At 71.2% G+C, this 13,248-nt stretch carries 10 protein-coding genes; 7 read left to right on the forward strand and 3 right to left on the reverse strand.

Annotated features, from left to right (window positions below; translation table 11 throughout):
* The first annotated feature begins 8 nt into the window (after positions 1–8).
* Both QM711_RS05570 and QM711_RS05575 read left to right on the forward strand, forming a co-directional pair.
* Positions 9–815, forward strand: a complete 807-nt coding sequence (locus QM711_RS05570) for an FAD binding domain-containing protein (protein WP_415097136.1) — start codon at positions 9–11, stop codon at positions 813–815.
* On the forward strand, positions 812–3,604 hold the full coding sequence (locus QM711_RS05575; protein WP_415097138.1) for a molybdopterin-dependent oxidoreductase: 2,793 nt from the start codon (positions 812–814) through the stop codon (positions 3,602–3,604). Before QM711_RS05570 ends, QM711_RS05575 begins: the two co-directional genes overlap by 4 nt.
* 103 nt (positions 3,605–3,707) lie before the next feature.
* Here QM711_RS05575 and QM711_RS05580 read toward each other — a convergent pair whose 3' ends face one another.
* The gene (locus QM711_RS05580; protein WP_415097140.1) at positions 3,708–5,108 is read right to left on the reverse strand and encodes an 8-oxoguanine deaminase; all 1,401 of its coding nucleotides are present in this window, start codon (positions 5,106–5,108) and stop codon (positions 3,708–3,710) included.
* Positions 5,105–6,190, reverse strand: coding sequence for an XdhC family protein (locus QM711_RS05585; RefSeq protein ID WP_415097142.1), 1,086 nt, complete (start codon positions 6,188–6,190; stop codon positions 5,105–5,107). Before QM711_RS05585 ends, QM711_RS05580 begins: the two co-directional genes overlap by 4 nt.
* 173 nt (positions 6,191–6,363) lie before the next feature.
* On the opposite strand from QM711_RS05585, the gene QM711_RS05590 reads away from it, so the two are divergent.
* From QM711_RS05590 to QM711_RS05610, 5 genes are all read left to right on the forward strand, one after another.
* Positions 6,364–8,385, forward strand: a complete 2,022-nt coding sequence (locus QM711_RS05590) for a solute carrier family 23 protein (RefSeq protein ID WP_415097144.1) — start codon at positions 6,364–6,366, stop codon at positions 8,383–8,385.
* A complete protein-coding gene (locus QM711_RS05595) occupies positions 8,385–9,890 on the forward strand; it encodes an amidohydrolase family protein (RefSeq protein WP_415097146.1) in 1,506 nt (501 codons plus the stop codon). The genes QM711_RS05590 and QM711_RS05595 overlap by 1 nt, the downstream gene beginning before the upstream one ends.
* Positions 9,887–10,465 carry a nucleotidyltransferase family protein gene (locus QM711_RS05600; RefSeq protein WP_415097148.1) on the forward strand — a complete coding sequence of 193 codons (579 nt, stop codon included), beginning with the start codon at positions 9,887–9,889 and terminating at the stop codon, positions 10,463–10,465. The genes QM711_RS05595 and QM711_RS05600 overlap by 4 nt, the downstream gene beginning before the upstream one ends.
* A 263-nt stretch (positions 10,466–10,728) precedes the next feature.
* Positions 10,729–11,244, forward strand: coding sequence for a SigE family RNA polymerase sigma factor (locus QM711_RS05605; RefSeq protein WP_415097150.1), 516 nt, complete (start codon positions 10,729–10,731; stop codon positions 11,242–11,244).
* Positions 11,241–12,284 carry a hypothetical protein gene (locus QM711_RS05610; RefSeq protein WP_415097152.1) on the forward strand — a complete coding sequence of 348 codons (1,044 nt, stop codon included), beginning with the start codon at positions 11,241–11,243 and terminating at the stop codon, positions 12,282–12,284. The genes QM711_RS05605 and QM711_RS05610 overlap by 4 nt, the downstream gene beginning before the upstream one ends.
* A gap of 180 nt (positions 12,285–12,464) precedes the next feature.
* Here the strand turns inward: QM711_RS05610 and QM711_RS05615 are convergent, their stop codons facing one another.
* Positions 12,465–13,241, reverse strand: a complete 777-nt coding sequence (locus tag QM711_RS05615) for an endonuclease/exonuclease/phosphatase family protein (RefSeq protein WP_415097154.1) — start codon at positions 13,239–13,241, stop codon at positions 12,465–12,467.
* Positions 13,242–13,248: the final 7 nt, after the last annotated feature.

Here is a 13,248-nt window from a genome sequence, read left to right on the forward strand (position 1 = left end):
CTGTGCCGATGGACCTCAACACGATCACGCGGTACCGGCGGCCGCGCACGCGTGACGAGTTGGTCCTGGCGCCGGACGAAGCGCTGCTCGCCGGGGGGACGTGGCTGTTCTCCGAGCCGCAGCCCACGACGTCCGGGCTGGTCGATCTGACCGCGCTCGGCTGGCCGGCGCTCGAAGTCAGTGAGCACGGCCTGCGGATCGCCGCCACCTGCACCATCGCCGACCTGGTCGCGCTGCCGCAACAACCCGGCTGGTCGGCTCAGCCACTCTTCCGGGCCTGCGCCGATGCCCTGCTGATGTCGTTCAAGATCTGGGGGCTGGCGACCGTCGGCGGCAACATCTGTCGCTCGTTCGCGGCCGGGTCGATGGTGACGCTGGCCGCGACCCTGGACGCCGAGGCCGAGATCTGGTGCCCGGACGGCACCGACCGTCGCGCAGCCGTGGCCGGCCTGATCACCGGCAACGGCACCAACACGCTGGCTCCCGGCGAGGTGCTACGGGCCATCGAGATTCCGCGCCGCACGCTGGTATCGCGCACCGCGCTGCGCAAGATCGCCCTGGCCACGCTGGGTCGCTCCGGGGCGGTGCTGACCGGACGGCTCGACCCCGACGGCGCCGCGCTGTTCGTGATCACCGCCGCCACGCTGCGTCCGGTGCTGCTGCGCTACCCCGAACTCCCGGACGCCGCCACGTTGCGCACCGCGGTCGCCGCCGCACCCGGCTACTACACCGACCCGCTGGGTGCCGCCGATTGGCGTCGCCAGGTCAGCCAGGTGCTGGCCGACGAGGTACGCGCGGAGTTGGCGGCCCGATGACCGCCGAGGACACCCTTCCGATCGTCGCCGGCCAGGCCGGCGACGAGATCCGCTGCACGGTGGACGGCACCGCGCTGGACGGCGTCTCAGCTCCCGGTCAGTGCCTGCGCACCTTCCTGCGCGAGCACGGGCACCTGGGCATGAAGAAGGGCTGCGACGCCGGTGACTGCGGCGCCTGCTCGGTGCTGCTGGACGGACGTCCGGTGCATTCCTGCCTGGTGCCGGCCGTCCGCGTCGATGGTGCCGAGGTGACGACGGTTTCCGGCCTGGGCACCCCTGAGGATCTACACCCGATGCAGCGGTCGTTCTGCGACAACTTCGGCTTCCAGTGCGGGTTCTGCACCGCCGGCATGGTCGTCACCGCGTCCACTTTGACCCCTGACGACCTCGACGACCTGCCCCGGCTGATGAAGGGCAACCTGTGCCGCTGCACCGGCTACCGGTCGATCCGGCAGTCGATCCGGGCCGGGCTGACCGGGGCGGCGGCGGTCACCGACCGTCCCGCGCCGGGCGAGGCGGCGGTGGGCCGCTCGGTTCCGCCGCCGGCCGGACGCCGGGTGGTGACCGGCACCGAGCCCTACACCTTCGACGTGGTGATGCCGGGCGCGCTGCACCTGCGGCTGCTCAGCGCACCGCATCCGCATGCCCGGATCGTCGCCATCGACACCACCGCCGCCGAGGCACTGCCGGGCGTCGAACTGGTGCTCACCCATCGCAACGTGCCCGGCGTCCGGTACTCGACGGCGCGGCACGAGCACCGCGTCGACGACCCGGACGACACCCGGATGCTCGACGACGTGGTCCGGTTCCAGGGCCAGCGGGTCGCCGCCGTGGTGGCGGAAACGGCCGCGATCGCCGAGCAGGCCTGCCGGCTGATCGTGGTCGACTACGAGGTGCTGCCGGCCGTCTTCGATCCGGAAGCGGCCCGCTCGCCCGGCGCCCCGCTGATCCATCCCGACCGGACGCCGGACGACCGCGTCGACGAGGCCCACCGGAACGTCATCGTCGGCCTGCACGAGGGTCACGGCGGCGACGTGGACGCGGCGCTGGCGGCGTCCGAGGTCACGGTCAGCGGGGTCTGGCAGACCCAGCGGGTCAGCCACGCCCAGCTGGAGACCCACGGCACCATCGGCTGGCTGGACGAGGCCGGACGGCTCACCCTGCGCACCTCCACGCAGGTGCCGTTCCTGGTCCGCGACGAACTCAGCCTGCTGCTGGAGCTGCCGCGGGAGCGGGTCCGGGTGTTCACCGGACGGGTCGGTGGAGGTTTCGGCGGCAAGCAGGAGATCTTCACCGAGGACCTGGTCGGGCTGGCCGTGCTGCGCACCGGACGTCCGGTGCAGTTCGAGCTGAGCCGGGCCGATGAGTTCCTGCGCACCTCGGTGCGGCACCCGATGCGGGTCGGGGTCAGCCTCGGGGCGTCCGCCGACGGCCGGCTGACCGCGCTGAAGCTCGACCTGCTCTCCGACACCGGCGCCTACGGCAATCACTCCCGCGGGGTCATGTTCCACGCCTGCGCCGAGTCGATCTCGCTCTACAACGTGCCGGTGAAGCGGGTGGACGCCGAGGTTGTCTACACCAACAACGTGCCCTCGGGCGCCTTCCGCGGCTACGGCCTGGGGCAGGTGATCTTCGGCGTCGAGTCGGCCCTGGACGAGTTGGCGATCGCGCTCGACATGGACCCGTTCGAGCTGCGCCGGATCAACATGGTCCGCGACGGCGACCCGCTGCTCACCGCGCACGCCGAGCCGGAAGCCGATCTGGTCTACGGCAGCTACGGCCTCGACCAATGCCTCGATCTCGCCGAAGCCGCGCTGACCAGGGGGAACGGTGTGGTGGGGCCGACCGGACCGAGCTGGCGCAGCGGCGAAGGGATGGCGGTCGCGATGATCGCCACCATGGCCCCGTTCGGGCACATCTCGCGCACCACGGTCACCCTGCACCCCGACGGCCGCTACCACCTGGGCGTGGGCACCTCCGAGTTCGGCAACGGCACCACCACCGTGCACACCCAGATCGTGGCGACCGCGCTGCACACCGGCGTCGACCGGATCGTCGTGCACCAGTCCGACACCGACGCCGCCCCCTACGACACCGGCGCGTTCGCCTCGGCCGGCACCACGGTCGCCGGCAAGGCGTTGTACGCCGCCGCGCTGACCCTGCGGACGACGCTGCTGACCGCCGCCCACACGCTCACCGGGGCGCCGGCGTCCGAACTGACCCTCGAGGCGGACGGGGTGGTCGCCGGTGATCGCCGGCTCAGCTTCGCCGACCTGATCGCGGCGGTGGACGACGAGCACCGGGTCGGCGACACTCTGGTGGCGAACGGCGCGGAACTCGGCGACGTCCGCTCGCTGGCCTGGAATGTGCACGCCTTCCGGGTTGCGGTGGACGTCGACACCGGCGAGGTGCGCATTCTGCAGTCCATCCAGGCCGCGGACGCCGGCACCGTGATGAACCCCGAGCAGTGCCGCGGCCAGGTCGAGGGCGGGGTGGCCCAGGCGATCGGCTCGGCACTGCTGGAGGAGGTGCTGGTGGCCGACGGAGCCGTCCTCAATCCGGCGTTCCGCACCTACCGGGTACCGCAACTCGCCGACATCGGCGACACCGAGGTCTACTTCGCGAGCACCAGCGACGACCTGGGCCCGTTCGGCGCCAAGTCGATGAGCGAATCCCCGTACAACCCGGTCGCAGCCGCCCTGGGCAACGCGATCCGCCGCGCGATCGGCGTCCGCCCCTATGAGACCCCGTTCAGCAAGGACCGGGTCTGGCGGCTGGCCGCCGGCTGAGACCCAGCACCGGTACGCGGGCCACCGCCGACCGTTGGTTGAGCTTGTCGAAACCCCTCAGCGGCACAGCCTGGTCTCGACAAGATCGACCAACGATGACTACTCAGACCCGCTCGGCCAGTTCTCGGGACGCCGCGGCGACCCGGCGGGCGACGTCCGGCTCGTCGACGGTGAGCAGGGTGTCGTCGGCCACCACCGGACGGCCGTGCACCAACAGCAGGGCCAGCGGTGGCTGAGCGGCCAGGGTCAGGGCGGCGACCGGGTCGATCAGGCCGGCATGGTCGACCGTGTCGACCTGCCAGAGCGCGACGTCGGCCAGCTTGCCGACCTCGAGCGAGCCCAGTTCGCGGTCGCGACCGAGTACCGTGGCCCCGCCCATGGTGGCCATCCACAAGGCCTTTCGCCCTGGCATCCGGTCCGCGCCGGCCCGCAGCCGGTTCATCAGCACGGCGGCACGGATCTCTTCGCCCAGCTTGCCCGATTCGTTGGACGCCGCCCCGTCGACGCCGAGCCCAACCGGGACGCCGGCGTCCAGCAGCTGCGGCACCGGCGCGATGCCCGAGCCGAGCCGGGCGTTCGAGGTCGGGCAGTGAGCCACCCCGGTGCCGGTCGAGGCGAAACGGGCGATCGCCTCGGCGTCCAGGTGCACGCAATGCGCCATCCAGACGTCCGGGCCGAGCCAGCCCACCGACTCCAGGTACTGGGTGGGGGTCAACCCGAACCGCTCCCGCGTGTAGGCGTCCTCGTCGAGCGTCTCGGAACCGTGGGTGTGCAGTCGGACGCCGAGTTCGCGGGCCAGCACCGCCGACTGGCGCAGCAGGTCGGCGGTCACCGAGAACGGTGAGCAGGGGGCCAGCGCCACCTGGACCATCGCCTCCCGCGACGGATCGTGATGCGCCGCCACCGCCTCGGCGCTCGCGCGCAACGCCGCCTCGGTGCTCTCGACCGCGAAGTCCGGCGGCAACCCGCCGTCGGAGGCCCCGAGATCCATCGAACCGCGGGTGGCGTGCACCCGCACTCCGATCTCGCCGGCCGCGGCCACGATCCCGCCCACGATGTCGCCGCAGCCCCGCGGAAACACGTAGTGATGATCGCCGACCAGCGTGCAGCCCGACCGGGCCAGCACTGCCATCGCGCCGAGCGACGCCACCTGGGTGAGGTCGGCGTCGATCCGCGCCCAGATCGGGTACAGCGTGGTGAGCCAGTCGAAGAGGATCGAGTCCTGGGCATATCCCCTGGTCAACCACTGATAGAGATGATGGTGGGTGTTGATCAGCCCGGGTGTCAGCAGTCGTCCGCGTCCGTCCACCCGGGTGAGGACGACCCGCTCGACGCACGGCGATCCGTCCGGCGCGCGCCCGTCCAGTGCCCAGGCCGGCGGCGCCCCGCCGCCCACCGCGACGATCTCCGAACCGTCGATCACCAGATGGCCGTCGGCGTGCTCGGTGCCTGCCGGGTCGACGGTGGCGATGTGGGCGCCGGCGATGACCGTGCGGGCGATCATGCCGGCGCCACCACGGAATGGATCGGGCCGGAACCCTCGGCCAGCGGTGCGGCGGGCGCTCCGGTGCGGGCCGCGATCACCTCGGCCATGATCGAGACCGCGGTCTCCATCGGGGTGGCCGCGCCCAGGTCGAGGCCGATCGGCGAGTGCAGCCGGGCCAACGCCGCCTCGGGCACCTCGGCCTCACGAAGCAGGCCGAGGCGGCGCAGATGAGTTCGGCGCGACCCCATCGCACCGATGTAGCCGGCCGGGCCGTCCAGGGCGGCGGTGAGCAGGGGGACGTCGAACCGCTCCTCATGGGTCAACACCGCGATCACCGTGCGGGCGTCGACCTGGGTGGACGCCAGGTACCGGGCCGGCCAGTCGACGATCACCTCGTCGGCGTCCGGAAACCGGTCCGCGGTCGCGAACAACGCCCGGGCGTCGCACACCGTCACCCGGTACCCCAGTTGGCCACCCAGCCGGCTGAGCGCGCCCGCCACGTCGACCGCGCCGAAGATCAGCAGCCGGGGACGCGCCCGGCTGACCAGCACCACCAGCTCCAACTCGTCGGAGAACTCCAGCACGCTGCACCGTCCGTCGACCAGCCGCTCCGCGAGTTCCTTCCGCACCACGCCGAGCGCCTCGTCAGGCAGGACGGCGTCGCCGCCGGTGAGCGTGACGATCCGGCCGAGCAGCTCGGCGGGTCCGCGGGAGACCATCGCCAGCGCGGCGTCCGATCCCTCGGCGGCGGCTCGCAGTTCGCCGACCAGCTCACCCCGGGACGCGTCCAGCCGATAGCCGAGCACCCGCAGCTGGCCGCCGCAGGACAGCCCGGTCGAGAACGCCCACTCGTCGAAGCCGAGATGCTCAGTCATCGGCTCGCCCGAGTCCAGCACCTGCAGCGCCAACCCGTGGGCGGCGGCCTCCGCGCAGCCGCCCGAGATCGCCCCCAGCACGAGTTGCCCGGACGCGGCGTCCGCGACCGCCATCGAGGCACCGACCGGACGCGGCGCCGAGCCGAGCACCCTGGTCACCGTCACCACTGCGACGGACTCCCCCGCGTCCAGGTGTCGCAACAGGTCCACGGCAAGCTCGAACACGTCGTCCCTCCCCACCCCGACCGCCGTCCCGGGTTGCCCCCATGACTATCCACGCCGTGTTCCGGTTCGATGAAGGCGCCGTTACTTTCCGGCGAAGCGGGGCTGCGGACGCGGAAACCGGGCTGAAGATGTTCCCGGCGCCCGCCCGGGTCGCCCCTACGACGGGAGTCGCAATGGCCACCTCCACCGTGTCGCAGAGCACCACGAAGCCCGGTGTCCATCCGGTCGACGAGGTTCTGCCGGCTCCTCAGCTGGCGGCCTACGGCTTCCAGCACGTGCTCGCCTTCTATGCCGGCGCGGTTCTCGTCCCGATCCTGGTCTCCAACGCGCTCGGCCTGACCAACGAGCAGTTGATCCACCTGATCAACGCCGACCTGTTCACCTGCGGCATCGCCTCGATCCTGCAGGCGGTCGGCTTCGGCCGCGGCGCCTGGCGGGTCGGCATCCGGCTGCCGCTGCTGCAGGGCGTCACCTTCACCGCGGTGTCGCCGATGATCGCGATCGGCCTCGCCGTGATCGGCACCGGCGGGACGCCGGTCGACGGCCTGCTCACCATCTACGGGGCGGTCATCGTTGCCGGCCTGTTCACCTTCTTCGTGGCCCCGTTCTTCGCCCGGCTGCTGAAGTACTTCCCACCGGTGGTCACCGGGTCGATCATCCTGATCATCGGCATCGCGCTGGTGCCGGTCGCGGCCGGCGACATCACCTTCGGCGCCATCGGCGGCCTCAACGGCGTGGTGATCGACAGCGCCGGCGCGTTCACCCCGGTGCAGATGTTCGACTACTCCCTGCGCAACCCCGAACTGCTGCTGAAGAACCTCGCCTACGCCGGTGGAACACTGGCGCTGATCCTGGCCGTGCAACGGTTCACCCGCGGCTTCCTGCAGACCGTCGCGGTACTGATCGGCCTGGTGGTCGGCACCTTCGCCGCGTTCCTGCTCGGCGACGCCCACTTCGACGATGTCGCCTCCTCGGCGATGTTCGGCATCACCACCCCGTTCTACTTCGGCTTCCCGCAGTTCTCGATCACCGCGATCCTGTCGATGATCATCGTGATGCTGATCACCATGGTCGAGACCACCGGTGACGCCTACGCCACCGGCGAGATCGTCGGCAAGCGGGTCCGGCCCAGCGACATCGCCGCGGCGATCCGGGCGGACGGCCTGGCCACCACCCTGGGCGGGGTGCTCAACTCGTTCCCGTACACCGCCTTCGCCGAGAACGTCGGCCTGGTCCGGCTCACCCAGGTGAAGTCGCGCTGGGTGGTGGCGGCGGCTGGCGTGATCATGATCATCCTCGGCCTGCTGCCGAAGGCGGCCGCGATCGTCGCCGGCATTCCGCACCCGGTGCTCGGCGGCGCCGCGCTGGCGTTGTTCGCCGCGGTGGCCGTTGCCGGCATCCAGACCCTGCAGAAGGTCGACTTCACCGATCACCGCAACAGCATCGTGGTCGGCACCACGATCGGTGCCGCCGGCCTGATCACCGGCTACGGTGCGATCGCCGGCGCCTTCCCCGGCTGGGCGCAGATCTTCTTCGGCTCCGGCATCACCCTCGGCGCCATCGTCGCGATCGGGCTGAACCTGTTGTTCTTCCACACCGGCGGCCACGGCCAGGCGGTCGCGGGACGTCCGGGCGAGGGCCTGGTGACCATCGAGCAGGTCAACGACATGACCCCGGAGCAGTTCGGCGAGACCTTCGGCGACCTCGTCCAGGGTGCGCCGTGGGCGGTCGAACTGGCCTACCGGGCTCGTCCGTTCGCCGACGCCTACGCGCTGCGCGGCGCCTTCCAGGACGCCCTGCTCGGGGCGTCCGGTGACGAGCAGTTGACGCTGCTGCAGTCCTTCCCCGATCTCGGCTCGTCGGCGGACACCGCGCATATCCGCTACGCGGCGGACCATGAGACCAAGGGCCTGCCCACCCTGGTCGGCGAGGATCTCGACGATCTCACCGAGCTGACCAACGCCTACAAGGAGAAGTACGGCTTCCCGCTGGTGGTCAGCGCCAGTGATGTGGACCGCTACGAGAAGGTGATCGCGCACGGCTGGACCCGGTTGGCAAACTCGGTCGCGGCCGAGAAGGCGTCCGGGCTGATCGAGGTCGCCAAGATCTTCAACCACCGGTTCGACGAGAAGGTGGCCGACGCCAACCCGATCGCGGCCGCCAAGGTGCGGATCGCGGCCGAATACGGGCACTGATGGTCCCCGACCCCGCCGGGATCGCCGCCGGGACGGCTCCGGGCGCCAATGCGCCCCGCGCAGCCGGCTCTTCGCCGGATTCCGCCTTGCTGGCGGCGGTCCATCGGGGCCACGTGCTGCACATCGCCGGAGACGCCGACCTGGCCGCAGCTGACCGGCAGCTGGTGTCGGTGCCGGACGGCGCCCTGGCGGTGGACGCCACCGGGCGGGTGGCGTGGGTGGGAAGCTACGCCGACCTGCCGTCCGGCTACACCTCATGGCGGGTGGTCGGTGACGGCTCGGCGCTGCTGCTGCCCGGCTTCGTCGACACCCATCTGCACTACCCGCAGACCTTCACCACCGACGCCTACGGCGGCGGCCAGCTGCTGGAGTGGCTGGAGCATTGCGTGTTCCCGGCCGAGGCCCGGCTGGCCGACGACGCCTTCGCCGTCCGGATCGCCCGCAGCTTCACCCGGCGCCGGATCCAGGTCGGCACCACGGCCGCGATGGTCTTCGGCTCGGCTTTCCCCGGCGGTCAGGACGCCCTGTTCGAGGCCACCCGGGACGCCGGCCTGCGGATCGTCTCCGGACGCGGCATCCAGACCGTGGGACCGGCCAGCGCCGCACCGCTGCTGTCCGGTGAGGACGAGGCGATCACCCTGGTCGCCGACGAGATCGACCGTTGGCACTGTGCCGACACCGGTGATCCGGCGTCCGCGCTGCTGCAGGTGGCGGTGGTGCCCCGGTTCTCGCTCTCGGTCACCCCGCGCACGCTGGCCGCGCTCGGCGAGCTGTACGCCGGCGTCCGCGACCGTGGGGTGTACCTGCACACCCACCTGAACGAGAACAACCGGCCAGGCGACGGCGAAATCGCGGCTGTCCGTGCCCAGTACCGGGTGGACAGCTACCTGGACACCTACGACGGGCTGTTCCTGCCCGGGTCGAAGCGCGGCGGCGAGTCGCTGCTGGGACGGCGCACGATCATGGCCCACGCCGTGCACTGCACCAACGACGAACTGGCCCGGCTGGCGGCGTCCGGCAGTTCGATCGCGCACTGCCCCACCTCGCAGCAGTTTCTCGGCTCGGGCACCATGCCGTGGCGACGGACGGTCGGGCACGGCGTCACGGTGGCCCTCGGGTCGGACGTCGGCGCCGGCGACGAGTGGCTGATCCCGCGGGTGGCGAACGACGCCTACAAGGTGCATCTGTCCGAGCCGGACGCCGATTCGGTGGCTCTGACCCCGCCGCAACTGCTCTACCTGTGCACGCTGGCGGGTGCCCGAGCCCTCGACCAGCAGGACCGGTTCGGTAACTTCGATCTGGGCAAGGAAGCCGACTTCGTCACCATCGAGCCGGATCGGGACGAGCATCTCGCGGTGGCGCTGGCCGGAGCCGGCCACGATCCCGATCCGCATCGCGCGCTGTACCAGGTGCTGTTCACCCTGCTGATGGGGCTGCGTGAAGCGGCGATCACCGCGGTGCACGTGCGGGGCCGGCGGGTGGTGGCCCCGGAGCGGGATCGTTGAGCGGCGCGTCCTCGAGCCAGCTCCGGGTGACCGGGATCGTGCTGGCCGCGGGCGCCGGTCGCCGGGCCGGCGGACCCAAGGCGCTGCGGAGGACGCCGGCCGGCGACCCGTGGCTGCAGCTGGCGGTGCGGCGGTTGCTGGACGGCGGCTGCGCCGAGGTGATCGTGGTGCTGGGAGCCTCGGCTGAGGCGGCCCGCGCAGTGCTGCCCGCCGAGGCGACACCCGTGGTCTGCGCGAGCTGGGCCGAAGGGATGTCGGAGTCGTTGCGGACCGGGCTCGATGCCGTCGGCCGGCTCCGGCCGGCACCGGACGCAGCGGCGATCATCCCTGTGGACGTCCCGGACGGCAGCCCGGACACGGTGCGCCGGCTACTCGCCGTGGCGAGTTCGGATTGCCTGGTCAGAGCAGTCTTCGCGGGACGTCCCGGGCACCCGGTGCTGCTCGGACGCGACCACTGGCGTCCCTTCGCCGACTCGCTCAGCGGCGACTCCGGGGGCGCCTACTACCTGCGGACATGCGGCGTGCTGACCATCGAGTGCGGCGACCTGGAGTCGGGCCGGGACGTCGATCGTTGAGGAAGCGCTGATCAGTGCCCGGTTTCGCTGGTTGAGCGTGTCCAGACCCGTGAGGGAAGCGCTGATCAATGCTGAGTCTCGCTGGTTGGGCTTGTCGAAACCGGTTGCCAGAGGGGTCTCGACAAGCTCGACCAGCGATCATCAGCGCTTCCTCAGGGGAGGTCTCGACAAGCTCGACCAACGAGAACCAGCGCACTTTCCGCCGAGAGGCAACCATCGAGAGCCCCGCTGCGTAGAGAGTGGCAATCGATGGAGGGGATCGCATGGTCGGATTCGGGGGCAGGTCGCGGCGGGAGACGGAATTCACCGCCTTCGCCACGTCCGCCCGGCGCTACCTGGCTCGCACGGCCTACCTGCTGACCGGCGACCAGGACCGTGCCGACGAACTCGTGCAGGAGACGCTGACCAGGACCTATGCGGCCTGGGACCGGGTCCGGTTGGACGACGCGACCGGGTACGCCCGCCGGGTCCTGGTCAACCTCAGCATCGACGAACGGCGCCGGCGGCGGCCGATCCCCACCGAATGGGCGGATCGCCCGTTCGTCGACCGGGCGCAGGATCAGGTCGATGACCGCGACCAAGCCGCCCGGATACTCGCCACCCTCACTCCACGGCAGCGCCGGATCGTGGTGCTGCGCTACTTCGACGACTACACCGAGGCACAGACCGCCGAGTGCCTGGGCATCAGCGTGGGCGCGGTGAAGTCGGCCTGCTCCCGTGCCCTGGCCGGCTTGCGGGCGCAGCACGACGCTCCGCTCGGGAAAGGAGACCAGCGATGACGACCACCGAGGCGCGGTTGCGGGACGGCCTGCAGCAGCTTGCCGGCGAGGCCCGGCCGTCGGTCGGCGTGCCGGAGGTTCTCGCCCGCGCGGCACGCATCCAGCGGCAACGCCGGGCCCGTCAGCTGGTCGCAGCGACGGCGGCCGCGGTGACCGCCGGGTTGCTGGGCTGGGTGGTGCTCGCGCCACGTCCGGTCACCGTTCAGCCGGCGCCGCTGGCGACCCCATCGGTCCGGCCCGGGGTGACCACGGCCGTCTTCGGCTTCACCACCGGCGAACCCGCGATCCGCCGAGTGATCACCGTCCGTGCGGACGCTGCCGCCGACCAGGTGCGGCTCACCGTCACCGAGGAGATCGCCGGCCGTCCGGACGACGTGCGTCAGCACACCTACGTCGCGGCGCCGGGTCGGCTCTTCACCACCACGGTGCGAACCGGGCTGACCGTGACGCTGATTCCCGACGTGGTGCGGGACGCGCAACTCAGCGGTCCGATCCCCGGTCAGCTGCGGCGATGGACCGACCTGAACACCGGAGTCACCCTGGCGGCCAGCTGGGACGAGGGCCGCGGACGCGATGCCCAGCTGATTTGGATCGGCTCGGACGGCCTGGTCCGGACCGCCCCCGACACGGTGTTGCCCAGTGCCGGGCTGACTGTCGGCGACACCACCCTGACGGTGTACCGCAACGCCGGGCGGCGCGACATTGAGGACGGCGGCTGGGGTGTGTTCGGTGCCAGCGGCGCCGTGTCGCCCATCGTGTGGGGGTCGCCCGCGGGTACCGAGGTACGTGCCTTCTTGTCGAATGTTGCGCAGCGGGCCTCGGTGGGGATGCTCCCCCACGGCGCTTCGGCGGTCACCATCACACCGGCAGAGCGGGCCCGCTGGACCGTCGGCACGATGCCCGACGGCAGCGTCTGGTACCTGGTGCTCTCCGAGGCGGAAGTCTCCTCCGACTCGTCCACGCACCGCCTGGTGCGCTCGATCGGCTACACCGACCACACCGGCAAGCGGGTCAGCTACCAGCCGCGGCTGAGCACCTGAGCCGGAGACAACGATCGCTGGTGGAGCTGGTCGAGACCCCTCACACCCGAGGTCAAGCTCGTCGAGACCCCTCACACCGCAGGTCGAACTGGTCGAGCCCCCTCACACCGCAGGTCGAACTGGTCGAGACCCTCTCGGCCCGGCCCGTCCACCGGGTCTCGACAGCTCGACCGACGTGATTCAGCTCAGCCGGATCAGCGCCTGGATGGGCGCATGGTCCGACGGCGCAGGTTCGCCGACGGGAACAGCGCCGATCCCGATCTTCTCGGCGCGCACTCCCGGCGAGCCCAGCATCCAGTCGATCCGCTCGCCGTCCTCGACCCGTTCGCCGTAGTCCGGGAACGTACCCCAGGCCGGCGTGACCCGCTGATCGGCCGTTTCCCAGAAGTCGGCCAGCGGACCGCGAGTCACCAGCGCATGCCAGGACGGCGACCCGACGGGGGCATTGAAGTCCCCGGTCACGATGACTGGGACGTCCGCGAACTGATCGCCGGCGACGAGGTCGGCCAGCATCTCCGCGCTGCGCACCCGGGCCTGCTCCGACTCATGGTCGAAGTGCGTGTTGACGTGCACGAAGTCCGTGTTCGTGGCCCGATCGCGAAACCGCGCCCAGGTCAGGATGCGCGTCACCTGGTTTCCCCAGGTGCACGAGCCGACCAGTCTGGGGGTGTCCGAGAGCCACAGCTGATCCCACTCGAGCAGCCTCAGCCGGGCCGCATCGAAGAAGATCGCGGCATGCTCGCCGGCGCTGCCGCCGTCGCGTCCGTAGCCGACCATCCCATGACCAGGAAGAGCGCTGGCGATGACGGGCAGCTGCGGGAAGGTGCCTTCCTGGATTCCCAACAGCGTCGGTTGCTCGGCTCGAAGCAGGGTGGCCACCAGCGGGGCACGATCGGGCCAGTGATCCGGCTCACCAGACCGGGTGTGGCCATGCGCCAGCCGGATGTTGAAGGTCATCACGTGA

The sequence above is a fragment of the Micropruina sp. genome (genome assembly GCF_047602385.1).
Lineage (GTDB): Bacteria > Actinomycetota > Actinomycetes > Propionibacteriales > Propionibacteriaceae > Micropruina.

What these genes read in the sequence shown, in the direction of transcription:
- QM711_RS05570 (WP_415097136.1), top strand. Translation starts at nt 9, where the DNA reads ATGGACCTCAACACGATCACGCGGTACCGGCGGCCGCGCACGCGTGAC.
- QM711_RS05575 (WP_415097138.1), top strand. Translation starts at nt 812, where the DNA reads ATGACCGCCGAGGACACCCTTCCGATCGTCGCCGGCCAGGCCGGCGAC.
- QM711_RS05580 (WP_415097140.1), bottom strand. Translation starts at nt 5,108, where the DNA reads ATGATCGCCCGCACGGTCATCGCCGGCGCCCACATCGCCACCGTCGAC.
- QM711_RS05590 (WP_415097144.1), top strand. Translation starts at nt 6,364, where the DNA reads ATGGCCACCTCCACCGTGTCGCAGAGCACCACGAAGCCCGGTGTCCAT.
- QM711_RS05595 (WP_415097146.1), top strand. Translation starts at nt 8,385, where the DNA reads ATGGTCCCCGACCCCGCCGGGATCGCCGCCGGGACGGCTCCGGGCGCC.
- QM711_RS05605 (WP_415097150.1), top strand. Translation starts at nt 10,729, where the DNA reads ATGGTCGGATTCGGGGGCAGGTCGCGGCGGGAGACGGAATTCACCGCC.
- QM711_RS05610 (WP_415097152.1), top strand. Translation starts at nt 11,241, where the DNA reads ATGACGACCACCGAGGCGCGGTTGCGGGACGGCCTGCAGCAGCTTGCC.
- QM711_RS05615 (WP_415097154.1), bottom strand. Translation starts at nt 13,241, where the DNA reads ATGACCTTCAACATCCGGCTGGCGCATGGCCACACCCGGTCTGGTGAG.